This window comes from Sporosarcina trichiuri (assembly GCF_030406775.1).
Classification (GTDB): domain Bacteria; phylum Bacillota; class Bacilli; order Bacillales_A; family Planococcaceae; genus Sporosarcina; species Sporosarcina trichiuri.
This window is the reverse complement of sequence record NZ_CP129119.1, coordinates 1,125,630-1,149,982: the sequence shown is the minus strand read 5'-3', so window position 1 is coordinate 1,149,982 and position 24,353 is coordinate 1,125,630. Positions and strand designations below refer to the sequence as shown.

At 54.9% G+C, this 24,353-nt stretch carries 23 protein-coding genes; 18 read left to right on the top strand and 5 right to left on the bottom strand.

The genetic code is table 11. From position 1 onward, the window contains the following. Window positions 1-7 precede the first annotated feature (7 nt). Window positions 8-1,135, top strand: a complete 1,128-nt coding sequence (locus tag QWT68_RS06125; protein WP_040286697.1) for a THUMP domain-containing class I SAM-dependent RNA methyltransferase — start codon at window positions 8-10, stop codon at window positions 1,133-1,135. Window positions 1,136-1,225: 90 nt separating this feature from the next. Beyond that, a complete protein-coding gene (locus QWT68_RS06120; RefSeq protein WP_290150190.1) occupies window positions 1,226-3,133 on the top strand; it encodes an ATP-dependent DNA helicase in 1,908 nt (635 codons plus the stop codon). A 43-nt stretch (window positions 3,134-3,176) separates the two neighbouring features. Here QWT68_RS06120 and QWT68_RS06115 read toward each other — a convergent pair whose 3' ends face one another. Then, the gene (locus QWT68_RS06115) at window positions 3,177-3,629 is read right to left on the bottom strand and encodes a chemotaxis protein CheX (protein ID WP_040286695.1); all 453 of its coding nucleotides are present in this window, start codon (window positions 3,627-3,629) and stop codon (window positions 3,177-3,179) included. Between the two features lie 147 nt (window positions 3,630-3,776). Between QWT68_RS06115 and QWT68_RS06110 the strand changes: the two genes are divergently transcribed. From QWT68_RS06110 to QWT68_RS06100, 3 genes are read left to right on the top strand one after another with little or no spacing between them, the layout of a single operon-like run. Continuing rightward, a complete protein-coding gene (locus QWT68_RS06110) occupies window positions 3,777-7,382 on the top strand; it encodes a dynamin family protein (protein ID WP_290150189.1) in 3,606 nt (1,201 codons plus the stop codon). Then, complete coding sequence (locus QWT68_RS06105; RefSeq protein WP_290150187.1) at window positions 7,383-8,231, top strand: sulfurtransferase; 849 nt, start codon at window positions 7,383-7,385, stop codon at window positions 8,229-8,231. It abuts the gene before it with no gap. Further along, window positions 8,228-8,815: a metallophosphoesterase family protein gene (locus tag QWT68_RS06100; protein WP_040286692.1), complete on the top strand. Its 588-nt coding sequence runs from the start codon at window positions 8,228-8,230 to the stop codon at window positions 8,813-8,815. The genes QWT68_RS06105 and QWT68_RS06100 overlap by 4 nt, the downstream gene beginning before the upstream one ends. A 2-nt stretch (window positions 8,816-8,817) precedes the next feature. Here QWT68_RS06100 and QWT68_RS06095 read toward each other — a convergent pair whose 3' ends face one another. Then, window positions 8,818-9,213 carry a ribonuclease HI family protein gene (locus QWT68_RS06095; RefSeq protein ID WP_290150186.1) on the bottom strand — a complete coding sequence of 132 codons (396 nt, stop codon included), beginning with the start codon at window positions 9,211-9,213 and terminating at the stop codon, window positions 8,818-8,820. Window positions 9,214-9,291: 78 nt separating this feature from the next. Here QWT68_RS06095 and QWT68_RS06090 point away from each other — a divergent pair, with 78 nt between their 5' ends. Further along, complete coding sequence (locus QWT68_RS06090; protein WP_040286690.1) at window positions 9,292-9,480, top strand: zinc-finger domain-containing protein; 189 nt, start codon at window positions 9,292-9,294, stop codon at window positions 9,478-9,480. A 43-nt stretch (window positions 9,481-9,523) separates the two neighbouring features. Here QWT68_RS06090 and QWT68_RS06085 read toward each other — a convergent pair whose 3' ends face one another. Beyond that, entirely contained in the window at window positions 9,524-9,727 is a 204-nt protein-coding gene (locus QWT68_RS06085) for a cold-shock protein (RefSeq protein WP_040286689.1), read from the bottom strand. 132 nt (window positions 9,728-9,859) lie between these two features. Between QWT68_RS06085 and QWT68_RS06080 the strand changes: the two genes are divergently transcribed. Next, a complete protein-coding gene (locus QWT68_RS06080; protein WP_290150185.1) occupies window positions 9,860-10,492 on the top strand; it encodes an HD domain-containing protein in 633 nt (210 codons plus the stop codon). Window positions 10,493-10,510: 18 nt separating this feature from the next. Here QWT68_RS06080 and QWT68_RS06075 read toward each other — a convergent pair whose 3' ends face one another. Then, window positions 10,511-11,047, bottom strand: coding sequence for a transcription repressor NadR (locus QWT68_RS06075; RefSeq protein WP_290150184.1), 537 nt, complete (start codon window positions 11,045-11,047; stop codon window positions 10,511-10,513). A gap of 24 nt (window positions 11,048-11,071) precedes the next feature. Continuing rightward, window positions 11,072-12,358 (bottom strand): replication-associated recombination protein A, encoded by a 1,287-nt coding sequence (locus tag QWT68_RS06070; RefSeq protein WP_040286686.1) that lies wholly within the window; start codon window positions 12,356-12,358, stop codon window positions 11,072-11,074. 136 nt (window positions 12,359-12,494) lie between these two features. On the opposite strand from QWT68_RS06070, the gene cymR reads away from it, so the two are divergent. The 11 genes from cymR to QWT68_RS06015 all read left to right on the top strand — a co-directional run bounded on the left by cymR (window position 12,495) and on the right by QWT68_RS06015 (window position 24,319). Next, a complete protein-coding gene (cymR, locus tag QWT68_RS06065; RefSeq protein ID WP_040286685.1) occupies window positions 12,495-12,917 on the top strand; it encodes a cysteine metabolism transcriptional regulator CymR in 423 nt (140 codons plus the stop codon). Window positions 12,918-12,932: 15 nt separating this feature from the next. Next, window positions 12,933-14,090, top strand: a complete 1,158-nt coding sequence (locus tag QWT68_RS06060; RefSeq protein ID WP_040286684.1) for a cysteine desulfurase family protein — start codon at window positions 12,933-12,935, stop codon at window positions 14,088-14,090. A 16-nt stretch (window positions 14,091-14,106) separates the two neighbouring features. Beyond that, window positions 14,107-15,228 (top strand): tRNA 2-thiouridine(34) synthase MnmA, encoded by a 1,122-nt coding sequence (mnmA, locus tag QWT68_RS06055; RefSeq protein WP_276327492.1) that lies wholly within the window; start codon window positions 14,107-14,109, stop codon window positions 15,226-15,228. Window positions 15,229-15,241: 13 nt separating this feature from the next. Further along, window positions 15,242-15,919, top strand: coding sequence for a tetratricopeptide repeat protein (locus QWT68_RS06050; protein ID WP_040286683.1), 678 nt, complete (start codon window positions 15,242-15,244; stop codon window positions 15,917-15,919). A 10-nt stretch (window positions 15,920-15,929) separates the two neighbouring features. Then, window positions 15,930-18,398, top strand: coding sequence for an SF1B family DNA helicase RecD2 (recD2, locus tag QWT68_RS06045; protein WP_290150181.1), 2,469 nt, complete (start codon window positions 15,930-15,932; stop codon window positions 18,396-18,398). A 321-nt stretch (window positions 18,399-18,719) separates the two neighbouring features. Then, the gene (gene alaS / locus QWT68_RS06040) at window positions 18,720-21,350 is read left to right on the top strand and encodes an alanine--tRNA ligase (RefSeq protein WP_290150180.1); all 2,631 of its coding nucleotides are present in this window, start codon (window positions 18,720-18,722) and stop codon (window positions 21,348-21,350) included. 82 nt (window positions 21,351-21,432) lie between these two features. Next, window positions 21,433-21,705 (top strand): IreB family regulatory phosphoprotein, encoded by a 273-nt coding sequence (locus QWT68_RS06035; RefSeq protein ID WP_040286680.1) that lies wholly within the window; start codon window positions 21,433-21,435, stop codon window positions 21,703-21,705. Beyond that, on the top strand, window positions 21,702-22,118 hold the full coding sequence (gene ruvX / locus QWT68_RS06030) for a Holliday junction resolvase RuvX (RefSeq protein WP_040286679.1): 417 nt from the start codon (window positions 21,702-21,704) through the stop codon (window positions 22,116-22,118). Before QWT68_RS06035 ends, ruvX begins: the two co-directional genes overlap by 4 nt. Window positions 22,119-22,131: 13 nt before the next feature. Then, window positions 22,132-22,428, top strand: coding sequence for a DUF1292 domain-containing protein (locus QWT68_RS06025; RefSeq protein WP_290150179.1), 297 nt, complete (start codon window positions 22,132-22,134; stop codon window positions 22,426-22,428). Between the two features lie 107 nt (window positions 22,429-22,535). Then, complete coding sequence (gene mltG, locus QWT68_RS06020; RefSeq protein ID WP_040286677.1) at window positions 22,536-23,660, top strand: endolytic transglycosylase MltG; 1,125 nt, start codon at window positions 22,536-22,538, stop codon at window positions 23,658-23,660. A 23-nt stretch (window positions 23,661-23,683) separates the two neighbouring features. After that, complete coding sequence (locus QWT68_RS06015; protein ID WP_040286676.1) at window positions 23,684-24,319, top strand: O-methyltransferase; 636 nt, start codon at window positions 23,684-23,686, stop codon at window positions 24,317-24,319. Window positions 24,320-24,353: the final 34 nt, after the last annotated feature.

Sequence of the window (24,353 nt, the reverse complement as noted above, 5' to 3'; positions counted from 1 at the left end):
GGGCACGATGACACAATATAAACTAGCAGCAACAGCTGCAATGGGCCTGGAAGGGATCGTCGCGGACGAAGTGAAAGCACTCGGATACGAAACGACGACAGAAAACGGCAAAGTATTCTTCACTGGCGGGCCAGAGGCAATCGCTAAAACGAATATGTGGCTCCGTACCGCCGACCGTGTACGGGTTATCGCCGGCGAGTTCAGGGCGACAACGTTCGATGAACTGTTCGAAAAGACGAAAGCATTGCCGTGGGAGCAGTTCCTCCCTGTGGACGCCGCCTTCCCGGTAGCCGGCAAATCCGTCAAGTCGATTCTGTTCAGCGTGCCGGACTGCCAGGCCATCGTGAAAAAAGCGATCGCAGAGCGAATGAAAACAGCCTATAGAAGAGTTGGATTCCTGGATGAAACCGGTCCGCTGTTCAAACTGGAAGTCTCCATATTGAAAGACAAAGTCACGCTGACCATCGATTCGAGCGGTGCCGGTCTGCATAAGAGGGGCTACCGCGTCGGACAGGGGGATGCTCCGCTGAAAGAGACGCTTGCAGCTGCACTGGTCAAATTGACGAAGTGGAACCCGGACCGGCCGTTCGTCGATCCGTTCTGCGGGTCCGGCACCATTCCGATAGAGGCGGCCATGATCGGACAGAACCTGGCCCCCGGCTACAACCGTGAATTCGCGAGCGAACAGTGGCCGTGGATGGACGCAGCGGTTTGGGACCGGATCCGTGAAGAGGTCGAAGACACGGCACAGTATGACCGGAAGCTGTTGATCACCGGATCGGATCATGATCCGTCGATGATCCGCATTGCTGAAAAGAATGCCGCGGAGGCGGGCTTCCTCGGGATCATCGATTGGCAGCAGCGGGACGTGAGGGATCTGAAGCTTGAAGGTGTCAATGGTGTGCTGGTCGGAAATCCCCCTTACGGCGAACGGCTGGGGGAACGTGAGGAAGCGGAAGAGATTACTACCATCCTCGGAGGGATCATGGCGGACTACCCGTCGTGGAGCACGTACATGCTGTCCTCCCTGGATAACTTCGAAACGATGTACGGCAGGAAAGCGACAAAGAAACGGAAACTGTTCAACGGTTTCATCCGCACCGACTTCTACCAATACTGGGGCAGGCGGGTCTGATAAGGGAGCATCGAAGAGAGGGCGATCCTCTCTTTTCTCTTGGAGCGGAACGGCCAACCATAGATTGCAATGTAAAGAAAGGGGTTCACTATGGCAGGAAAGATACCATTTGCGCTGACCCGCGAAAAGACTTTTTTCGAATCACTCAATGAGTGGATCGGTGATACATTATATGACGACCTGACGGAAAAAGGATTCGATCTGAGGGACGAACAGATCTACATGGCGTTCCAGATCGAACAGGCACTCCGTGAAAAAGAGATCCTGTTCGCCGAAGCTGGCGTCGGCACAGGCAAGACAATCGCCTATCTGCTTCCGGCAATCGCTTATGCGCGTTATACCGGCAGGCCGGCACTGATCTCCTGTGCCGATGAGACGCTCATCGACCAGCTCGTGAAGCAGGAGGGGGATATCCATAAGCTCGGCAAAGCGCTGGACCTGACCATCGATGTCCGTCTGGCAAAGTCGAGGGATCAGTACCTCTGCCTGAAACGTCTGGAGGAGATGAACCGCACCGGCGAACCCTATGCGGAAGACGTGGAAGTGCAGCTGCCCGACTTCGTCTATGGCAACGCGTCCTTGGCCGAAGTATTTCCATACGGTGAGCGGTCTTCCTACCCGGAGCTCAGCGACAGCCAATGGGAGACGATCAATTACCATCCTATCCAGCAATGCGGCGGCTGTGAGCTGAGGAACCGCTGCGGCCAGACGATCCATCGCAGTGAGTACAGGAATGCGGCAGATCTGATCATTTGCTCCCATGACTTCTTCATGGAGCATATCTGGACGAAGGAATCGAGGAAGCGGCAGGGGCAGCTGCCGTTACTTCCTGATATTTCCATGACTGTTTTCGACGAAGGCCACCTGCTGGAATATGCAGCACAGCGGGCCCTCACCTATGAAGTGCAGGACAGCACGCTGCTCGGCCTTCTGGAACGTGTGATGGCCGACGGTGTCCGGGAAGAGACCCTGCAGCTCATGGAGCAGCTGATGGAGTGCCATGAGCTCTTCTTCGACTATCTTTCCGAATCCGCCGAAGACGATGGAGCGGAACGGCTGGCAGTCCGGAAGAGTGATGTTCTCCAGAAAACAGCGAAAGAGGCAGTGAGACTGTCGAATGCTCTCCTGGAAGAATTCGTTTTTGACAGTGAACTGTATGTGATCCCCGAATATGACCTCCGGATGGTGGAAGAGTATCTGGAACAATATATTTACTCGCTTGAGCTGTTTGCGGACCATTCGGAAGCTGTTGTCTGGGCAGAGGACCGGGAAGGTGAATTGACGCTTGTCATCATGCCCCGCCTTGTGACGGACGTCCTGCAGGAACGGCTGTTTTCCGAGAAGATGCCAATCGTCTTCTCATCAGCAACGTTATCCGTCAACAAAGATTTCACCTACCTGGCAGACAGCCTGGGCATCCATGAGTATACATCGTTCTCCATCGACTCGCCGTATGATTATGAGGAAGTGATGGAATTGTCGGTGGAATCCGTAGCGGCGGAACGGAAACCGCAGAAACTTGCGGATCTCCTGTCGGACGGACAGCAGACATTGGTGCTGTTCAAATCGAAACAATCGATGGAACAGTTCCGTTCGGCGGTCTCACCGGAGCTGCTGCGCAATACCGTGTTCGAAGGGGACCGCGAGCTGTCATCGATGGTAAAGGAATTCCAATCGAAACAGTGGACCGCTTTCTGTTCCTATCATCTCTGGGAAGGGCTCGATATTCCGCATGATGCGCTGACACGTGTCATCATATACGATCTGCCGCTGCCTCCGTCGGATCCCCTGTTCGACGCAAAACGGCAGCATGCGGATTCTCCATTCCAGGAGGTCGATCTGCCGTACATGATCCTCCGCCTGCGCCAGGGTGCCGGGCGCCTGATCCGGACGGCGACCGACTCGGGATCTGTGCGCATATTGCTGACTCCTGAAGAACTGCCGCTGCTTTCCGAATTCGAAACGGTATTCCCGGTCACGCCTGAACTGCTGATCTGAAAAAAAGCTGTTCTGCGCCAGAAATGGCACGGAACAGCTTTTCTTATACATCTATCGTAAGAAGGACATTCGTCGGTGAAACATCCGCGAATCGGAGGGGAAGCTTGAATGCCTGGCTGAAGCCGTAAAATTTCGTCTCGCCCGTCAATACGGTCGGCGGGGAAATATCGAGAGTGAGTGAGTCTTTTTCAAGTAATGTGCACAGGTTGCCGGCGACCATGTTGCCGAGTTCCCCTGTGAACGATTCGATCATTTCACCTTCGATCTTCATGCCGAACATCGCCTCGCCAATCCGGGATACGGTCCCTTCGTTCGTATCGATGATGAGTCTGCCCCGCACATCCCCGAGCAGGGCGATCAGGACGCTTAGTTCTTTTTGTTCATAGGGCTGGGTTGTAAGGGAAGGGGCGAGAACATCGAATTGGATGGGGATGACAGAAGTCAATGATTGGATGGTGCTGTTCAATATATGCTGGACAGTCGCTGCATCGGTCATAAAGACACTCCTTAAGTGATAGTATTAGTTCTATTATACCATCGCGTGTATTTTCTGTATAGCCGCTTTTCCATGTTCTTTTTATAGGGCACATCCCGAAATGATGATATGATAGACAAAGTTACAGACGAAAGGATCGAACGGCATATGACTTCCCACGAAGAATTTCTACACGAAACAGCAGCATTAGGACTGCTGTGCAAAGAAGACGGAGACGAAGAACGATACCGGAAAGCGGAAAAGCTGGCAGAGAAACTAGTGAAAGATGAGTATACGATCGCATTCGCAGGCCACTTCTCGGCCGGTAAATCTTCGATGATCAATGCATTGACAGGAGATGACCTCCTGCCTTCAAGCCCGATTCCGACGAGTGCCAATATCGTCAAAGTACATAAAGCGGACGAAGATTTCGCGATCGTCCACCGGCAGGACGGCTCATCAGTCAAAGTGGTCGGTCATGGGTTTGCGGACGCGGTGAAGAGGATGAGTAAGGAAGGCGCAACGATCAGTTCGCTTGAAATCGGACATACCGGATCCGGACTGCCGGACGGCATCTCTGTCATGGATACTCCGGGGGTCGATTCGACCGACGATGCGCACCGGCTTTCAACGGAATCCGCCCTTCATCTGGCAGATATCGTATTTTACACAATGGACTACAACCACGTGCAGTCCGAACTGAACTTCCGGTTCACGAAAGAACTGATGCGGTACAATCCGAATGTCTATCTGATCGTCAACCAGATCGATAAGCACCGGGACAGTGAGCTGTCGTTTGCGGACTTCAAGGAATCGGTCCGTCACTCGTTCTCCCTCTGGGGAGTTGAGCCGAAAGGGATCTTCTTCACTTCCTTGAAGACCCCGGATCTTGCGGAAAACGATTTTGCCGCGGTCAAGAAGATTGTCAGCAGTTCCATCGACCACCGTGATGAGCAATTCACTGCAACGATCGAAGGGACACTCGCTCAGCTGAAAGATGAGCATACCGACTATCTGAAGCAGGAGGTCACCGAAGCGAGGGAGAACCATCCGGAAATCATGGAATCCGAATGGGCTGAACCCCATGACCTGGAAGAGGCTGTTCAGGAACTGTCGAAACGTATTTCACTGCTCGGCGGAGATGCCTTCCATATCCATTTCGAGAAGAAGAGGAAAGAGCTGCTGGAAAGTGCGTCCCTGACACCTTATGAAACGCGGGAACTGCTGAAAGAGTATTTGGAGTCGCAGACGAGCCACTTTAAAGTCGGCGTCTTCTTCAGTGCCAAGAAGACTGAAGAGGAGCGCGCACGGCGCAGGCAGGCGCTGAGTGAGTCGCTGGAGAAACTGGCCCATACACAAGTGGAGGTCCACTTGCGCACCCTCATGAAACAGGTACTGAAAGAAGCGGGGCTGCTGACGGACGAGAACTCGATGGCAATCGACACTATGGACCTGACTTTCCGTTTTGGGGACATCGTCCAGGAACTGACGACACCTGATATTCTGACCGGTGAGCTCATTTTGAACGCGTCGGGCCAGCTGCGTGATGCCATCCTGTCATTCTATAAGAAAAAGACGGACGCCTGGAAGCTCGAGATGGCCGAGGAAGCGAAACGGCAGGGAAGCGGAAAGGCGGCCGGTCTGCAGCGGCAGCTCGACGAAAACGAGGCCAAACTGGCGATCATCCGGCAGGCCGGCAGCAAAGCGGCCAATCTGGCGCGCTTCGAGTCAGGACAGATGCACAGCTGGACAGCTGAGGAAAAAGCTGAAATCGGACGTCTTATCCGCGATTGGGAAAAACAAACCGAGCCTGAAGTGCTGCGCGCAGACGAGGCGGCTGCAGAAACAGCTGCCAGGGAAGCTGAAGCCCGTCACAAAGAGACGGATGAAGAAGGACCGGCCGAAGAACGGACGGAAGATGCAGCACCGGTCGTGCGCCGTGCTGAAGAAGTGGCTGTACAAGTGGGCGGAATACCCGGCTTCGGAGATACGGCAGCGTACTTGCAATCCAAGTCGGAACGGCTCAAACAGAAGGAGTTCACAGTGGCCTTGTTCGGCGCCTTCAGCGCCGGGAAATCATCATTCTCCAATGCGCTGCTCGGCGAGGCGGTACTGCCGGTTTCGCCGAATCCGACAACGGCTGCCATCAACCGGATCCGTCCGGTTTCCGAATCCAACCTGGACGGCACCGCGGATATCCGTTTCAAAACAGCTGAACAGATGACCGAAGACGTCCTGGATGCGTTCCGATTGGTCGGACTGCCGGTTACCTCCCTGGAAGAAGCGTACGGCCGGGCGGATGAAGCGCTGGCTGTAAAGCTGAAGGAGGAGTCACTCCACATCCACAAATCGTTCATACGCGCCTTCCGGACCGGCTACCCTGCGCACCATGAGCAGCTTGGACAGGTGGTGACCGCTGAGCGGGATGAATTTGTCAGGTATGTGGCGGAAGAGTCACGCAGCTGCTTTGTCGAGTCCATCGATTTCTATTTCGACTGTGAACTGACACGGCAGGGCATTACGCTGGTGGATACGCCCGGTGCTGATTCCATCAATGCCCGGCATACCGATGTCGCGTTCGAATATATCCGCAATGCCGACGCTATTCTGTTCATCACGTATTTCAACCATGCATTCTCAAGGGCGGACCGGGAATTCCTGATTCAGCTCGGCCGGGTGAAAGACGCCTTCGAAATGGATAAGATGTTCTTCGTCGTCAATGCGATCGATCTTGCGGACAATGAAGAAGAGGCCGATGAAGTGAAAAACTTCGTCGCATCCGAGCTGACGAAGTTCGGTATCCGGAATCCCCGGGTACACGGCATTTCGAGCCTGCAGGCACTGGAGGCGAAGCGGGATGGCGGCGCCGAGAAGAAGATGGAAGAGTTCGAAGGCCGGTTCTATTCGTTCCTCGAGCATGACTTGAATGCGCTGGCCGTCCAGGCGCTGCAGGAAGAGACTGAAAAGACCGTACAGCGGGTGGATGATCTCATCCGCCGCACAGAATCGAACCGGGAGCGGAAAGCGGAACGTCTGGCGGACCTTGCTGAGATAGAGCAGAAGGTGCAGCAGCACTACGAAACAGGATTCGCACCGGTGCTGCGCCATGCCGCACACGAAGAATTGAAGGAGCTTGTCTTCTATATCCATCAGCGGGTGTTCCTCCGGTTCTCCGACTTTTTCAAAGAGGGCTACACACCGTCGCTCTTCGTCCATCATTCTGCATCCGATGCCCTTCGCATCGCACTTGAGGAGACTGCCGGCATGACCGGCTATGACTTCGCGCAGGAATTGAAAGTCGCGAACTTCCGGATGCTGACGTATATGAAAAAACAGATCGAAAGCCGTCAGCAGACGGAGCGGCGCTGGCTTGCAGAACTCGATGATGCCCTGTCGCCTTCACTGTTCGATGCGCCAGACGCCGAACTCCTGACATTCAGCGCACCTTTCAGGGAGCTGGACCGGTACAGGCATGTGAACCGATTGTTCAAGAACGCCAAGTCATTCTTCGAAAAAGGGGACCGTACCCTCCTGCAGGAGAAACTGATGGAACTTTTGAAGAAAGATGCGGATGCCTATCTGGAAGAGGAACGGCAGCGTCTTGGCGTGTGGGTCGACCGCTGGCTGGACAGTACATCGGAACAGCTGGCTGTGCATCTTCAGCAGGAAGCGGCTGCACAGCTTGCGGCTGAGCGCAATCTTCTGGAAAGCCATGAGCAGCTCGAAGACTGGAAACTGATCTACAGTAAAATCCGGCAGAAGGAGATGGTCTGAATGTCAGTGTTCAAACAAGTCACGAAAGAACAGCTCGCGGATCCGGAAATCAGATGGATTGATGCGCGATTTTCCCTTCAGGATCCCGAAGCGGGCAGAAGGCAATATGATGAGGGGCACATACGCGGGGCGGTCCACTGGGATCTTGAGAAGGACTTGTCGGATATGACAGCAAAAGGCGGGCGTCATCCTCTCCCTAGCCGTGACAGGCTGACAGCTCTGTTCCGGAAAAGCGGTCTCCGTCCCGACGATGAGATTATCGTCTATGATGACGGCGGTGAACCATTTGCTGCCAGGGCATGGTGGATCCTGCAATATGCGGGATTCCGGAATGCTTTCATTTCGCTGGAAGGGTTTGGCGGACTTGAAAAGTTAGGGGGGGACATCGAGCAGGCTGCGCCTGCGCCAGCACCGACGCCGGTCGAGCCGGAATGGAACGAATCCATATTGGCGCACAAGGAAGATGTCGCGGATTTGACGGAAAGACCGGGAGAAGGGCTGCTGCTCGATGCGCGGGCTGCTGAACGGTACAGAGGCGAGGTGGAACCGCTCGACCGGGTGGCAGGCCATATCCCGGGGGCGAAGAACTTCGACTGGTCCCAGCTGGCCTCAGACGGGACATTCGACAGAGACGGGGAAGCGGCAGGACGGCTTGCGGAAATGGCCGGATCCGGTGAGCCTGTCACCGTATACTGCGGCAGCGGTGTGACAGCTGCACCGTTATTCGCCATGTTGAAGGAAAAAGGGATCCGGGATGTACGCCTGTACGCAGGCAGCTACAGTGACTGGATCGAAGATGGGGACAGGGAAGTGGAGACAGGGAACACCGGGAGCGGTGACGGCTTGTGAGATACGCACTCTTCGGTGACATCCATTCATCCAAACATGAATTGGAACAGGTCTTAAGCCAAATTGAAGAACAAGCACCGGATGCCAAGAAGATCGTCCTCGGCGATCTGTTCGAATGCACCATATCGAAAAAGGACCTGGACGGCACAGTCTATCCATCGCTGGATGACGTGCTGCTGGATCCCCCGGGATTCGAACGGATGCTCAAGTTCCCCTCCATTCGGGGAAATCAGGAAGAACGGATCCTGCTCGTCACCCGATCCGGTGACCCGCTGCGGGAGAAGATCGCCGCGCTCCCCGAACGGATGGCCATCGATGGCGCGATGCTCATCCACGGGCACCAATGGCCGTATAACGAACTCCCGCCGTCCCGGGTGATCGGTGGCGAACGGCTGACATTCCACGGCCATACCCATCGCTCATCCTGGTCAGCGGAAGGGATCATCCGGCCATTCGTGTATTCAGAACTCATCCGGCTTCCGGACGCGAATGTAATTGTGAACGTGGGGTCGGTCACCGACCATCTGGAGTGGGTGCTCTATGATTCAGTCGAAAGGACGATCACCTTCATGAAGGCGAGATGACATCATCCGTTTTTCTGCCGCTGGATGGCCTCCCTGGCGAGCGCATCGGCTGCCCGGTTGGAGCTGTCCGGGATCCATTTGATGAAAAAGTATTCAAAATTTGATGTCAGACGGAGGACTTGCTGCAAATATGGATGATATTCAGGATTTTTGACGAATTCCTTTTCGACAGCCTGGACAACGAGCTGGGAATCGCTCCGCACTGACAGCATGCCATCTGTCAGGGAAGCCGCTTCTTCCAGTCCGCGGATCAGCGCCTGAAATTCGGCCGTATGGTTGTCGCAGGGAGGGATCGGCTCGGAAAGTTTCACCGAGTGCCCTTCCCCTGTCAGATAGATGCCGATGCCGCTGACGCCCGGATTGCCGGCGCTGGCACCGTCGGTATACAGTTCAATCATTCAGTTAAGCCTCCCGGATAGTTGCAGCCGCCTGCCGAATCCCTGTACAATGGAAGAGTGATCAGAAGGGAGGGGCGTATGGAAAAAGCTGCAATCATTTCTGATATTGACGAATTGCTCGATGAGTATTGTGAAGGTTGTCTTGTGAAGAAAACGCTGACCTCAGAACGCGGCAAGGCGGAGGCCCACAAGTTCTGCATCAAAGAATGCACAGTGGGAGATCAGCTTCGTTTCCTCGGTTCCGAGATGAATAAATACATGAAATAAGATCCCGCTGAGCGGCTCAGCGGGATCTTTGTATGTGATATGATCAGTCTTCTGCAGTGACGTTAGCCGCTTGAGGACCACGGTTGCCTTCTATGATTTCAAACGAGACACGCTGTCCCTCATCCAATGTCTTAAAGCCTTCTCCAAGGATGCCTGTGAAATGGACGAAAACGTCTTGTCCGTCATCCGCTTCAATGAACCCGTATCCTTTTTCATTACTGAACCATTTGACTTTACCGTGGTGCATTGTGATTCCTCCTCGGCGCTGGATGTCTTCCCATAAAATTCATGGTGCTTTCACTATACCCTACCGGCTTATCCAGGTCAAACCGGCCGATACACGACTACTTATGAAACAGAAAGGTGCTGACCAGCTGCAATGACATATATTCAACAGTGTGCGGAACTGACGAAGGATCTATACAGCAAATTTGACGCAAGCCACGATATGGACCATATCCTCCGGGTGCTGCAGAATGCACGGACCATCATGGAAGAGGAGCGGACGGCGGACCGGACGGCAGTCGAGCTGGCCGTGTACCTCCATGATATCGATGATCCGAAGTACGCCGCCGCGGGAAACCCATCGGCCGCAGATCTCCTGAAGGCGATGAATGTCCCCGCCCAGCTCGCAGATCATGTCCTGGCGATCATCCGCTCCGTATCGTTCAACGGAGGGAACGAGGAACCGATCATGTCGCCTGAGGCCGCGATCGTCCGCGATGCTGACCGGCTGGATGCCATCGGGGCTGTCGGAATTGCCAGGGCGTTTGCATTCGGCGGGGCGAGAGGGCGGAAGCTGTATGATTGGGAAGAATCCTCAAGGAGTTCGATGACCGAGGAGGAGTACCGATCGAAAAACACGTCGACGGTCACCCATTTCCATGAAAAGCTGTTCCTGCTGAAGGACCTGATGGTAACGGAACGCGGCAGGCAGCTTGCACAGCAGCGGCATACTTTCATGGAAGCCTTTCTGAAGCAGCTGGAACTGGAAACGGGCGAACGGTTATGAATGCAAAAAAAGCAGGCATCACTCCACGAGGATGCCTGCTTTTCGTAAGCATTCGAACGCCCGGTCGATCTGTGCCGGATCGTCTGCGGAAACGGTATGCAGATGTGTATGGTCTTCGCTCAGAGCAGACAGATAGACGGCATTCGATGATGCGACCTTTGCCAGGAATTCTTTGACTTCCATTCGGTTTGCAACCATGATGGACGCTGTCAGATCTCCGTAGACAGGGTGCTCGACCTTGACGTCCTTCACCGTCACGCCATGATCGACGAACGCAGTCAATTCCTCCTCCGTCTGCTCAGGAGCGTGCCGGCAGACTGCAATCCGTTCAAACTGCTGCCCGCCCTTTTCTTTGTCCATATAGACATACCCTCTGCTTGTGGCGATGATCGGTTCATCCACTGCCTTCAGCAGATTGATATCCCCGACGACCACCTGCCGGCTGACGCCCGTCCGCTCGCCGATCTCTTTTCCGGTCAGCGGCCTGTCTGACTGTTTCAGCAGGTCAAGTATTTGATGCCTCCGTGTTTCACCAGCGCTCAGTTTAGCGGTCATCTGCCTTCCACCCTCCGTATGTCATCATTTCTTTTTCCTGAACTCTTTCAGCCGCTCGTAGATTGCTGCGGTCTTCTTTTCCTCTCCGGCCTGCACAGGGACATAGAATTCCGCATCGGAAACGGCATCAGGCAGGTATTCCTGGTCGACCCATCCGCCGAACGAGCCGATCGGGTGGTCGTGCGGATAGATATATCCCTCATGTCCGAGAGCTGCCGATCCTGCATAATGGCTGTCCCTGAGATGGAGCGGAATTTCACCCGTCTTTCCGCCGCTGACGGACTGGATCGCTGAACCGATGGCTTTGTAGGCTGAATTCGATTTACTCGCCAGACACATCTCGATGACGGCGTTCGCGAGAGGGATACGGGCTTCCGGCATGCCGAGCCGGTCGGCGGCATCCGCTGCAGCCAGGACTCTCGGGCCGGTATCAGGGGATGCCAGACCGATATCCTCATATGCCATGACGAGCAGGCGCCGGCTGACAGCTGTCAGATCACCTGTCTCAAGCAATTGCGCCAAATAATACAGCGCTGCATTCGTATCGCTGCCGCGCACGGATTTCTGGAGTGCGGACAGCAGGTTGTAATGATGGGAGCCGTTTTTGTCTCCGAAGACACCGATGCGGCCGAGCAGGTTGTCGATCAGCCAGTCCTCGATGAGTATCTGCCCGCCTTCCTCGTCTGAAGCGGACACCAATGATTCAAGCAGGGTCAGTGCTTTGCGGGCATCCCCATTGACACCTGAGGCGATTTTCCGGATCTGGCTGTCCGATATGGCGATATCCTGTTTTCCGAGTCCGCGGGATCCATCATGGATGGCCCGGTCGAGAAGTGTCACCAGGTCCTCCTCCTCCAGCCGTTTCAGCTGCAGAATGTCCCCGCAGCGGGACCGGATTGCCGGGTTGACGTCGTGGAACGGATTCTCGGTTGTCGCACCGATCAGAACGACCGAGCCGTTCTCGACATGGGGCAGCAGTGTATCCTGCTGAAGCTTGTTGAACCTGTGGATTTCATCGAGGAACAGGATCACTTTCCCTGTCAGCCGTGCCTCATCGACAACGCGCTCGATATCCTTCTTGCCTGATGTCGTCGCATTCAGCGGGATGAATGTCAGGTCGGTCGAGCCGGCGATGGCATAGGCGAGCGAAGTCTTGCCGATACCCGGTTCACCGTACAGGAGCATGGACGGGATATGTCCGTTTTTGACCATCCTGTACAGCGCGGTATCCGGTCCGATGACATGCTGCTGTCCCGCGATTTCATCGATCGTCTGCGGACGCATCCTGAATGCGAGTGGTTCGTTATGCATAAGATCCCTGCTTCCATTCGAAAATATCTGATGACCCTAAGTATACATGGCGGGCGTGCTGAAGTCATTTCAAGGAATTCGGGCAGATGAGTATGGTATACTGTCTGCAGCAATTTTAAAAAGAGGACGATGCCTGATGAGGATTTCAACTAAAGGACGCTACGGACTGACCATTATCGTGGAGCTCGGGAAACGGTACGGAGAAGGACCGGTGCCCCTGCGTAAAATCGCGGAAGAACAGACCCTGTCGGAGGCGTATCTGGAGCAGCTGATCCCGCTGCTGCGCAACGGAGGGCTCGTGAAGAGCATCCGCGGCGCATATGGCGGCTACAAGCTGTCCAAGGAACCATGCGAAATGACAGCGGGAGATGTGGTCCGTCTGCTGGAGGGGCCGATCCAGCTCGTCGAAGGGCTGGACAGCGAGGAAATACCGCAGCAGTCGCTCTGGCTGAAAATCAGCGAAGCCGTGCGAGAAGTGCTGGATACGACGACAATCGAAGACTTGATACTTGCCGAACGGGATGAGGAGAAACCCGACGGTTATATGTTCTATATCTAAAAGGAGTTTACCATTATGAAACCATCTATCTATCTGGACCATGCGGCGACTTCTCCGATCCGGCCGGAAGCTGCCGCTGTATATATGGAAGCGATGCAGACGCTCCCGGGCAATCCGTCGAGTGTCCACAGTCATGGACGGGAAGCGAGGAAGCGGACAGACGATGCCCGGCGGATCCTGGCGGGAACGATCCATGCAGCCCCCGGTGAGATCGTCTTCACTTCCGGCGGTACGGAAGCGGATAATTATGCGATTGCCGGTACAGCCGGAAGCCGGGCGCACCTCGGCCGCCATATTATCACGACGGCGATCGAACACCACGCAGTCCTGAATACGTGCGGTGAGCTTGAACGGCATGGGTTTGAAGTCACCTATCTTCAGCCTGACAGGAACGGCCGGATTGACGCCGGACAGGTCGCTGATGCACTTCGTGATGATACGATCCTTGTCTCGGTCATGTACGGCAACAACGAAGTCGGCACGATCCAGCCGATCCGGGAAATCGGCGGACTCTTAGACGGTCACCAGGCGCTATTCCATACGGATGCTGTACAGGCATACGGCATGCTGCCGATCGATGTGCAGGATCTGCAAGTGGACCTTCTATCAGTGTCCGCCCATAAAGTCAACGGACCGAAAGGCATCGGATTCCTGTATCAGCGCAGAGGGATCGACCTGAAACCGCTGCTGACCGGCGGTTCCCAGGAACGCAAACGGCGTGCGGGTACCGAAAATGTGCCGGCAATCCTCGCATTTTCCGAAGCCGCCCGTCTTGCTGCTGCCGAGCAGCTGGAGAAGTCGGTGCGCTGCAAGGAATTCGAAACAGCGATGATGGACGTCTTCGATGCAGCAGGTGTCAAGTACCGGGTGAACGTGATTGATGGTGTCCCGAAGCTGCCGCATATCGCGAACTTCCATTTCCCGGGGACGGACATCGAATCGCTGCTTGTCAACCTGGACTTGGACGGCGTATCCGTCTCTAGCGGATCCGCATGCACAGCAGGATCACTGGATCCATCCCATGTACTGGTCGCGATGTTCGGAGGGGACTCGCCGGAATTGAGAAGTTCCGTCCGCTTCAGTTTCGGTTACGGCACAACGGAAGCGGACGTACGTGAAGCCGCCGAGCGGACCGCGCGGATCATCGGACGCACTGCAACTACCACACATTAAAGGAATGAACGAAAAGATGAGAATTGATAAAGCGAAAAAAGATACGCGCGTCGTTGTCGGGATGTCGGGCGGGGTCGATTCATCTGTCGCCGCCTACCTGCTGAAGCAGGAAGGATACGAAGTCATCGGCATCTTCATGAAAAACTGGGATGACACGGATGAATCGGGAGTCTGCACGGCGACGGAAGATTACGAAGACGTCATCAGTGTCTGCAACCAGATCGGCATCCCATATTATGCTGTGAACTTCGAACAGCAATATTGGGACAAAGTGTTCACGTACTTCCTGGACGAATACAAAGCGGGCAGGACGCCGAACCCGGACGTCATGTGCAATAAGGAAATCAAGTTCAAGGCGTTCCTGGCGCATGCGATGAGTCTCGGTGCGGATTTCCTCGCAACCGGCCACTATGCGCGGATTGCGGAAACCGAAGACGGGGTCGCCATGCTGCGCGGCGTCGACAGCAACAAAGATCAGACCTATTTCCTGAATCAGCTGTCACAGGGCCAGCTGTCCAAAGTGATGTTTCCGATCGGTGAACTGGAAAAGAGCCGGGTCCGTGAAATTGCAGAGGAGGCAGGACTTGCCACTGCAAAGAAAAAAGATTCGACAGGCATCTGCTTCATCGGGGAACGGAATTTCAAGGAATTCCTCGGCAATTACCTGCCTGCCCAGCCGGGTGATATGAAGACGATGTCCGGAGAAAGGATGGGGCGCCATGACGGCCTCATGTATTATACGATCGGTCAGCGGCACGGCCTCGGTATCGGCGGTTCGGGTGAGCCGTGGTTCGTCATCGGCAAAGACCTCAAAACGAACACGCTGCTTGTCGGACAGGGATTCCATCATGACGCATTATATTCGGACAGTCTGACAGCAGCGGACGTCAGTTTTACGGGGGGACAGCCGATGCCTGAACAATTCCGCTGTACAGCAAAATTCAGGTACCGGCAGGCAGATACCGGAGTGACAGTGAAGATGACCTCTGCAGATGCTGCTGAAGTGATCTTCGATTCACCAGTCCGCGCCATCACCCCGGGTCAGGCTGTCGTGTTCTATGATGGGGATGAATGCCTCGGTGGCGGGACGATCGATACGGTCATCAAGAACGGCACAACACTCGATTACGTCGGTTAAGGAGGAATTTCGGATGGGACATAACGAAGAAGCGATCCAGGCATTGGAAGCCGGGAATTTTGAAAAGGCAGTTGCGGAATTCATCAAGGCGGCTGAGGAAGCACCGGATGATCCGGTCGGCTATGTGAACGTCGGGAACGTGTTTGCATCCATCGGCGATACGGAGAAAGCGGAGCCCTTCTTCCAGAAAGCGCTGACCCTCGATCCGGAAATGGGGACGGCTTTCTATGGGCTCGCCAATCTGTATTTCAACCAGGAACGATACGGCGAAGCGGCGACTTTGTACGAGAAAGCGGTCCAGGCGGGTGTGCAGGAAGCGGATGCCTATTATATGCTGGGCAAAAGTCTGGAGCGTGCAGAAAAGGGCCGGCTTGCCCTCCCATACATGCAGCGTGCTCTGGAGCTGGCGCCGGATGATCAGGAAATCCGTCTGTCCTATGGCATCCTCCTTGCGAACGAAGGTGTCTATGACCTGGCGAAAGAAGAATTCGAACGGCTTCTCGATGAGAACCCGGAAAATGCCGATGCACAATTCAATTTAGGATTCCTGTACGCGGTCTCCACCGATGACAGGGAGCAGGCGCTGCATCACCTGGAACGTGCGTTCACCATCGATCCCGAACATGTCCAGGCGAGGTACATCCATGACATGATCCTGACGGGGGAAGAGAACAGCAGCAGCGGGGAATGAGGTGATTGTGATGGGACAGTCCGAAATAGCGAATACCGAAGAACCCTTCCTGATCGGGCGGGCGGTTGTGACGATTTTCCACAACCCGGACAGTCTGTTCACGATCGCCAAACTGAAAGTGAAAAAGACGAACTGCTCTTTTGAAGGGAAGGAAATCGTCGTGAAGGGAAGTTTTCCGCGACTTTCCGAGGAAGAGGACTATAGGTTCACAGGCAGGCTGATCACACATCCGACCTACGGACTCCAGTTCGAGGTGAAAACGTTCCGGAAAGAACTTCCCGGCACGGAAACCGGGCTCATCCATTACTTATCCGGGGACCTGTTCCCCGGTATCGGCAGGAAGACGGCGGAAACGATCATCGAGCATCTCGGCCAGGAAGCGATCAGCAAAATCCTGGAAAACGAAGATGTGCTCGATGAAATCCCGAGACTCAATGCAGAAAAGAAAGAGACGCTCGTATCCGTCCTTCGTGAGAATCTTGGGCTGGAGCGTACCATCGTCCGTTTGAACGAGTGGGGGTTCGGACCGCAGATTGCGATGCGGATCTATCAGACGTATCAGGAAGATACGATCGAGAAGCTGACCGAAAACCCGTACCGTCTGATCGAAGACGTCGAAGGGGTCGGGTTCCAGAGGGCGGACGAACTCGGCAGGCAGCTCGGCATCACAGGAACGCATACGGCCAGAATCCAGGCGGCGGTCCTCCATACGATCAGCACAGCAACGCTGTCATCGGGCCATGTCTACCTGGATGCCGCACAAGTGATGCCCGAATCGAAAAAACTGCTCGAGATGAGCCAACCTTTCGAAATACCGTTTAAGCTCCTTTCCGAAGCGATCATCATGCTTGTGGAAGAAGGGCGTCTCAGCGCGGAACAGCGCCGGCTATACATGCCGTCCCTTTATTTTTCGGAACTTGGCATCGCTGCAAAGATGGCCATGCTGCTGGATCAGGACAGGGACGGGGCGTTCCCCTCCTCGGAAATACGCAAAGCGATCGGTGAAACGGAAGAGCGTATCGGCGTCAGTTATGCGGAGACACAGGCGGATGCAATCGAGAAGGCGCTCAACTCACCTGTCATGATCTTGACCGGCGGGCCGGGAACCGGCAAGACGACAGTCGTACGGGGTCTGGTTGAAGTGTATGCCGAACTGCACGGACTGTCGCTCGATCCGAAGGAATATGCCAAGAAAGAAGAACCGTTCCCGATCGTCCTCGCCGCTCCGACCGGCCGGGCGGCAAAACGTCTTTCCGAATCGACTGGCCTCCCTGCGATGACCATCCATCGTCTGCTCGGTTTCACAGGACAGGAGAAGGAAGAAGAGACGGAGCGGGAAATCGAGGCAGGTCTGGTCATTATCGACGAAGCCTCCATGCTCGATACGTGGCTGGCCCATCAGCTTTTGAAAGCGGTCGGCAAAGGGGCGCAGCTGCTGTTCGTCGGCGACCAGGATCAGCTGCCATCCGTCGGTCCGGGGCAAGTGCTCCGTGATCTGCTCACTTCAGGTGTCATTCCGGTCGTCGAGCTGACGGAAATTTACCGTCAGAGCGCGGGATCGACGATCATCGAACTCGCCCATGCCATCAAACAGTCCGAACCGCTTGGGGATATCACCGGCAAGACAGGGGACCGTTCCTTCATCCGGACAGATGCCGAACAGGTGACGGCCGTCGTCAGCCAGATCGTCAAGAATGCGATGAAAAAAGGTCAGGCCATCAAGGACGTCCAGGTCCTCGCTCCGATGTACAAGGGTCCGGCAGGCATCGACGCGCTGAACAGGGTCATCCAGGAGATGGTGAACCCGCCTGCCGCAGGGCGCAAGGAAGTGACGTTCGGTGATGTGACCTACCGGATCGGCGACCGGGTGCTGCAGCTGGTCAACCAGCCGGAGAGCAACGTATTCAATGGGGACATGGGCGAAGTGACCGCCATTCTGAAAGCGAAAGAGACGGTGGAAAAGAAGGATCTGATGGTCGTCTCATTCGACGGTATCGAAGTTTCGTACGAGCGGCCGGATCTGAACCAGCTGACGCTGGCCTACTGCTGTTCCATCCACAAATCCCAGGGAAGCGAGTTTCCGACGGTGATCATGCCCGTCGTGCGCAGCCACCGCAAAATGCTGCGGCGCAACCTGCTGTACACCGGCATCACCCGCGCCAAGAACTTCCTGATCCTCTGCGGCAGCCCGCAGGAATTCGCCGAAGGCATCGCCAGAGTGGACGAGAGGGAGCGGCAGACGACGCTGAAAGAACGGCTGAACGGCGAGACACCGCCTGCCCAGCCGGCAGAGGAACCGCAGAAAGCCGGCCTGGATATGGATCGGGCGCCTGAACAGGCACAACCGGCCGGAGATGAAACGGAAAGCACACCGGAAGTCCTGCCGGAAGAACTGACAGCGGAAACCGTCCTGCATGTCGACCCGATGATCGGTATGCAGGGTGTAAGTCCGTATGATTTTCTTGAAACCGCGGATTGACAACGTGCGGATGCTTCCTTATAATCCAAGTAGACATGTAAGACCAACACGTTGATGGAGGAAGTAGGCATTCGCCTGCATGACCAGAAAGGCATCCCCTGGCTGAAAGGATGCTCATGCGGCATTTGCTGAAAGCTGCTCCGGAGTGCAGGGGGAAAACCCTGCCGTCTGCTGCGTTAAAGCAACTCAAGATACCGCCAGTCACGACCGGCGGCAACGAGGGTGGTACCGCGAATCGAGCTTCGCCCCTTTCCAGGGGGCGGAGTTTTTTGTTTTTTGCGGATTTACAGCCGAACAGCATATCTTTTAGGAGGAATACAGATGAAATCATTGACCGCTTCGGAAATACGAAACCTGTTCTTGGAGTACTTCCAGTCGAAAGGCCACGCCGTGGAGCCATCCGCCCCGCTCGTGCCGATCGACGATGCTTCCCTGCTATGGATCAACAGCGGAGTCGCAACTCTGAAGAAATATTTTGACGGCCGGGTCGTACCGGCCAATCCGAGGATTGTCAACGCACAGAAATCGATCCGTACGAATGATATCGAGAATGTCGGGAAGACAGCCCGTCACCATACATTCTTTGAAATGCTCGGAAACTTTTCCATCGGAGACTATTTCAAGAAGGAAGCGATCCTGTACGCATGGGAATTCCTGACACATCCTGACTGGATCGGTTTCGACAGCAGTCTGCTGTCCGTCACGGTCCATCCCGAGGACGAGGAGGCATACTCCATCTGGAAAGACGAAGTCGGCATCCCTGAAGAGCGGATCATCCGGCTCGAAGGGAACTTCTGGGATATCGGGGAAGGACCGAGCGGACCGAACTCCGAGATCTTCTACGACAGAGGTCCGTCCTATGGAGACGATTTCTCGGATCCGGAACTGTATCCGGGCGGCGAGAACGACCGCTACCTTGAAATCTGGAATCTCGTGTTCTCGGAATTCAATCACAACCCGGACAACACATATACCCCGCTTCCGAAGAAAAACATCGATACGGGAATGGGGCTCGAGCGGATGGCGTCCGTCATACAGGGCGTGCCGACCAACTTCGACACGGATCTGTTCCTGCCGATCATCCATGCTGTGGAGAAGGTTTCCGGTGAAAAATACGGCGAGACGGCAGAAAAAGACACGGCATTCAAAGTGATCGCCGACCACATCCGTACTGTGGCGTTCGCCATCGGGGACGGTGCGCTGCCGTCCAACGAAGGAAGGGGCTACGTGCTGCGCCGCCTGCTGCGCCGTGCAGTCCGCTTCGCCAAGCAGCTTGGCATCGACCGGCCATTCATGTATGACCTTGTACCGATCGTGGCGGGCAAAATGGCCGACTTCTATCCGCAAGTGAAAGAAAAACAGGAATTCATCATGAAAGTCGTGAAAAACGAGGAAGACCGCTTCCACGAAACACTGAACGAAGGGCTCAGCATGCTGAACGGTATTCTGGCGGAAGCAAAAAAATCTGAGCATCCGATAGTGTCAGGGACAGATGCATTCCGGCTGTACGACACATACGGATTCCCGTTTGAACTGACTGAGGAGTTCGCAGAAGAAGCCGGTATCGCGGTGGATGAGGAAGGGTTCCGCAGCGAGATGGAAGCGCAGAGGGACCGGGCGAGGAAAGCCCGGCAGGATGTCGATTCGATGCATGTCCAGTCGGGAGTCCTCGGAGAAATCCAGGAGCCGAGTGAATTCGTCGGCTACGAACAACTCGAAAGCGAATCGAAGATCATCGTCCTGCTGAAAGACGGCCAGCTTACGCAGCAGGCTTCCGAAGGGGATGAATTCCAATTCATCCTCGACCGGACACCGTTCTACGCAGAGAGCGGCGGTCAGATCGCGGACAAGGGGACCATCATGAATGACTCGTTCACAGCAGACGTCACATCAGTGAAGAAAGCGCCGAATGGACAGCATCTCCACACAGCGGTCGTGCGTTCTGGTGAAGCGTCACCGATGACGTTCGTCCGTGCACAGGTGAATCGTGCAGATCGTGCGCTGACTGTGAAGAACCACACGGCGACCCACCTGCTGCACCGCGCGCTGAAAACCGTATTGGGTGAGCACGTCAATCAGGCAGGCTCCTACGTCGGACCTGACCGGCTGCGGTTCGACTTCTCCCACTTCGGACAGGTCACGAAAGAGGAGCTCGAGCAGATTGAACGCATGGTCAATGAAAAGATCTGGGAAGATATCGCTGTGACGATCGAACAGAAAGGGATCGAAGAAGCGAAAAACATGGGAGCGATGGCTCTCTTCGGCGAGAAGTACGGCGACGTCGTGCGGGTTGTTTCAGTCGGTGATTATTCTCTGGAACTATGCGGCGGCTGCCACGTCCATTCGAGCGGGGAGATCGGTGTCTTCAAAATCGAATCGGAAGGCGGCATCGGGGCAGGCACCAGACGGATTGAAGCGGTCACAGCCAAGCAGGCCTACCGTTCATTCAAAGAGGAGGCGGCAGTGCTCTCTCAGGCGGCGGCCCTCTTGAAGGCAAACCCGAAAGAACTGGCAGGCAAAGCCGAAGCGCTTATGGCGGATATGAAAGAGCTGCAGCGGGAAAACGACTCCCTGACTGCGAAGCTCGGCAACAGTCAGCTGACCGACGTTCTGGCGAATGCAAAGCAGATCGATGACATGACCGTCATCGCTTCCCGTGTGGACGCGAAAGACAACAATTCACTCCGCCAGATGATCGATGAACTGAAACAGAAAGTGGAAAAAGGTGTCATCGTCCTCGGAGCGGCGGCCGACGGCAAAGTGATGCTTGCTGCCGGTGTCACGGACGATCTGAAAGGACAGCAGCACGCCGGTAAAATCGTCAGCCACACCGCATCACTGTGCGGCGGGAAAGGCGGCGGCCGTCCGGATATGGCGATGGCTGGCGCAAAAGATGCCTCTAAACTTGATGAAGCGCTGCTTTCCGTGTATGATTATGTCAAATCTGTTTAACTGATTTCGGCTGCCGTCCCAGCGGCCCGCAACATGCTGGGGCGTCCGGCGGATCGGATGAATTGAAAGCGGGGTGTCGATTGTGAATTCATATGACAAAACGATGAAGTTCAATTTTCCTGAGGAATCGATGGAGCAGGAAGTGCAGCAGGTCATGCTCCATGTTTACAGAGCATTAGAGGAAAAAGGATACAATCCCATCAATCAGCTTGTTGGCTATTTGCTTTCAGGCGATCCTGCTTACATTCCGCGTCATGAGGATGCTCGCAACATGATCCGCAAATTGGAACGGGATGAGATACTGGAGGAACTGGTCAAGTTCTATATCCGTGAAAACGGAGGCGGTGCGAAGTGAAGGTGATGGGGCTGGACGTAGGCTCCAAAACCGTCGGTGTGGCGGTCAGTGACGCCATGGGCTGGACTGCCCAGGGCATCGAGACCATCAAGATCGATGAAAGCATCGGAAACTTCGGCATGAAACGGATAAAGGAGCTTGTGAAGGAGCATGATATCAGTTCCTTCGTCGTCGGCTATCCGAAGAATATGAACAACACGGCAGGCCCGCGTGCTGAGGCATCCGAACGGTATGCAAAGGCACTCGAAGAGAAGTTCGGGCTGCCGGCCATATTGTGGGACGAGCGTATGACGACGATGGCTGCGGAACGGATGCTGATCGAAGCGGATGTCAGCCGGAAGAAACGCAAGACAGTCATCGATAAGATGGCAGCTGTCATGATTCTGCAAGGATATCTTGACTCAAAAAACTAGATGAGGTGATCGCATGGAACACGGAATGGAAACAATGACTATTGTCGATGAAAACGGAACGGAGCATGTGTGCGAAGTGATTTTCACATTTGAATCCGAAGATTATGGAAAATCATATGTCCTGTACCACGTACTCGGTGACGAGCCGAAAGATGACGACGAGGAGATCGAAATCTTCGCTTCCAGCTTCGTCCCTTCAGAAGACGGGGAAGACGGCGATCTGATGCCTGTCGAAACCGACGAAGAGTGGGAAATGATCGAAGAAGTTTTCGGTACATTCCTTGACGAGCAGGACGAAGAAGACGAGTAAGCCATATGCGCACGTACGGAACGGTGCACACCGTTCCGTTTTTTTCTTTGCTGGCAAGCTGCTGATCGCAACTGCAAGTGATCCAACAAGAAAGAGGTGACACCCGGATGGCGAAAGGGTCAAAAAAGGAAGTCATGTTCGAACGAATGCAAGAGCAGAAGAGAGAAGTCCGCACTGTCCGCAAGATCGTATTGTGGATTGCTCTGGCGATTATTCTGGTTACCGCCATAACAGGATTTTTCGGATACCGATACATAAAAAGTGCACTGCAGCCGATGGATGAAAACACCGAGAAGACCGTGCAGGTGGAAATCCCCATAGGATCAGGGCTCGATACGATCTCCGATATACTGGAGGAAAAAGGGCTGGTCAAAAACTCCAGGATCTTCAAGTATTATGCGAAAGTGAATAACGAAGCGGATTTCCAGGCCGGTACGTACGAGCTCTCGGCTGCAATGACGCCGGATGAGCTGCTGCAGAGTCTGAAGACAGGGAAAGTCTACCGGACTCCTGTATTCACGATGACAATCCCTGAAGGCCTGACGGTCGATCAGATCGCGGAACGGGTAGCAGCGAAAACGGATATCACGGCTGAGGAATTCATGGATTATGTCGATGCGGATGCGACGATCGAGAACTTGCAGGCCGCCTATCCTGAAATCATCACGGACGAGGTCAAGAACGAAGAGATCCGGCATCCGCTTGAAGGCTATCTGTTCCCGGCGACCTATCCGTTCTACGAGGAAAAGCCGACCGTCCAGACGATCGTGGAGACAATGGTCGACGGCACGCAGGCGAATGTGACGCCATATCTTGCCACTCTTGAAGAGCAGAAGAAATCCGTCCACTGGCTTCTGACATTCGCCTCCCTGCTGGAGAGGGAAGCGACAGCGCAGGCGGACCGGCAGACGATTGCAAGTGTGTTCAACAACCGTCTGGAGGCCGAGATGCCGCTGCAGACGGATCCGACCGTCCTGTATTCACTCGGTGAGCATAAGGACAAAGTGACCCATAAGGACCTCGAAGTGAAGAACGCTTACAATACGTATCAGAACAAAGGACTTCCGCCCGGTCCGATCGCCGCTCCGGGGGCTGAATCGATCGAAGCGGTCATCGATCCGTCCGATACGGGCTATTTCTACTTCCTGGCTGACAAGACAGGGAAGAACCATTTTGCCAAGACGTATGACGACCACCTGAAACTGAAAGCGAAATATATCGACGGCAAGTAATTGCATGGAATGGAGTGCGCAGCATGTCCGATTATGTAACATACCGGAAACGGTTTGATAATGAAACCGATCCCCTGATCGGGGAGATGGAAACGTATGCGGAAGAGAATCGTGTCCCCATCATGGATCGGGAAGGTCTCGACACGTTCATCGGTCTCCTGACGATCCAGCAGCCTGGACGGCTGCTGGAAATCGGCAGTGCGATCGGGTACTCGGCAATACGCCTTGCCCGCGCAGTCCCCGGACTGCATGTCTCGACGATCGAGAGGGACAGCGATCGGCATGCAAAAGCTGCCGAATATATCACCCGGGCAGGTCTGTCCGGCAGCATCCGTCTTTTCCTGGATGATGCCTTGCTGTTCGATGACTCCGAGTTGCCGTTCCGCCAGTACGACGCCCTTTTCATCGACGCGGCCAAAGGCCAGTACAAGCGTTTCTTTGAAAAGTACACGCCGGCTGTCCGTGAAGGCGGGATCATCTACTGTGACAATATGTTCATGCACGGGCTGGCGTTCCTCGAAGATGGAGAGATCCCGAAGCGCAGCAGGACAATGATCCGCAACTTGAAGTCGTTCACCGAATGGATCATGGCAAATCCGGCATTCGCCACATCGCTGATCCCGGTCGGCGATGGTATTTTAATTGCCCGCAAGCTGTAAACTTGCCGAACGGGCCGGCAGAGGAGGAAACTGT

Excerpts from the sequence above, each read along its gene's own strand:
- QWT68_RS06125 (WP_040286697.1), top strand. The coding sequence starts at position 8 with ATGACACAATATAAACTAGCAGCAACAGCTGCAATGGGCCTGGAAGGG.
- QWT68_RS06070 (WP_040286686.1), bottom strand. The coding sequence starts at position 12,358 with ATGCATAACGAACCACTCGCATTCAGGATGCGTCCGCAGACGATCGAT.
- QWT68_RS06110 (WP_290150189.1), top strand. The coding sequence starts at position 3,777 with ATGACTTCCCACGAAGAATTTCTACACGAAACAGCAGCATTAGGACTG.
- QWT68_RS06090 (WP_040286690.1), top strand. The coding sequence starts at position 9,292 with ATGGAAAAAGCTGCAATCATTTCTGATATTGACGAATTGCTCGATGAG.
- cymR (WP_040286685.1), top strand. The coding sequence starts at position 12,495 with ATGAGGATTTCAACTAAAGGACGCTACGGACTGACCATTATCGTGGAG.
- QWT68_RS06085 (WP_040286689.1), bottom strand. The coding sequence starts at position 9,727 with ATGCACCACGGTAAAGTCAAATGGTTCAGTAATGAAAAAGGATACGGG.
- mnmA (WP_276327492.1), top strand. The coding sequence starts at position 14,107 with ATGAGAATTGATAAAGCGAAAAAAGATACGCGCGTCGTTGTCGGGATG.
- QWT68_RS06105 (WP_290150187.1), top strand. The coding sequence starts at position 7,383 with ATGTCAGTGTTCAAACAAGTCACGAAAGAACAGCTCGCGGATCCGGAA.
- QWT68_RS06080 (WP_290150185.1), top strand. The coding sequence starts at position 9,860 with ATGACATATATTCAACAGTGTGCGGAACTGACGAAGGATCTATACAGC.
- QWT68_RS06015 (WP_040286676.1), top strand. The coding sequence starts at position 23,684 with ATGTCCGATTATGTAACATACCGGAAACGGTTTGATAATGAAACCGAT.
- mltG (WP_040286677.1), top strand. The coding sequence starts at position 22,536 with ATGGCGAAAGGGTCAAAAAAGGAAGTCATGTTCGAACGAATGCAAGAG.
- QWT68_RS06060 (WP_040286684.1), top strand. The coding sequence starts at position 12,933 with ATGAAACCATCTATCTATCTGGACCATGCGGCGACTTCTCCGATCCGG.
- QWT68_RS06050 (WP_040286683.1), top strand. The coding sequence starts at position 15,242 with ATGGGACATAACGAAGAAGCGATCCAGGCATTGGAAGCCGGGAATTTT.
- QWT68_RS06115 (WP_040286695.1), bottom strand. The coding sequence starts at position 3,629 with ATGACCGATGCAGCGACTGTCCAGCATATATTGAACAGCACCATCCAA.
- QWT68_RS06095 (WP_290150186.1), bottom strand. The coding sequence starts at position 9,213 with ATGATTGAACTGTATACCGACGGTGCCAGCGCCGGCAATCCGGGCGTC.
- QWT68_RS06075 (WP_290150184.1), bottom strand. The coding sequence starts at position 11,047 with ATGACCGCTAAACTGAGCGCTGGTGAAACACGGAGGCATCAAATACTT.
- recD2 (WP_290150181.1), top strand. The coding sequence starts at position 15,930 with ATGGGACAGTCCGAAATAGCGAATACCGAAGAACCCTTCCTGATCGGG.
- QWT68_RS06025 (WP_290150179.1), top strand. The coding sequence starts at position 22,132 with ATGGAACACGGAATGGAAACAATGACTATTGTCGATGAAAACGGAACG.
- alaS (WP_290150180.1), top strand. The coding sequence starts at position 18,720 with ATGAAATCATTGACCGCTTCGGAAATACGAAACCTGTTCTTGGAGTAC.
- QWT68_RS06120 (WP_290150190.1), top strand. The coding sequence starts at position 1,226 with ATGGCAGGAAAGATACCATTTGCGCTGACCCGCGAAAAGACTTTTTTC.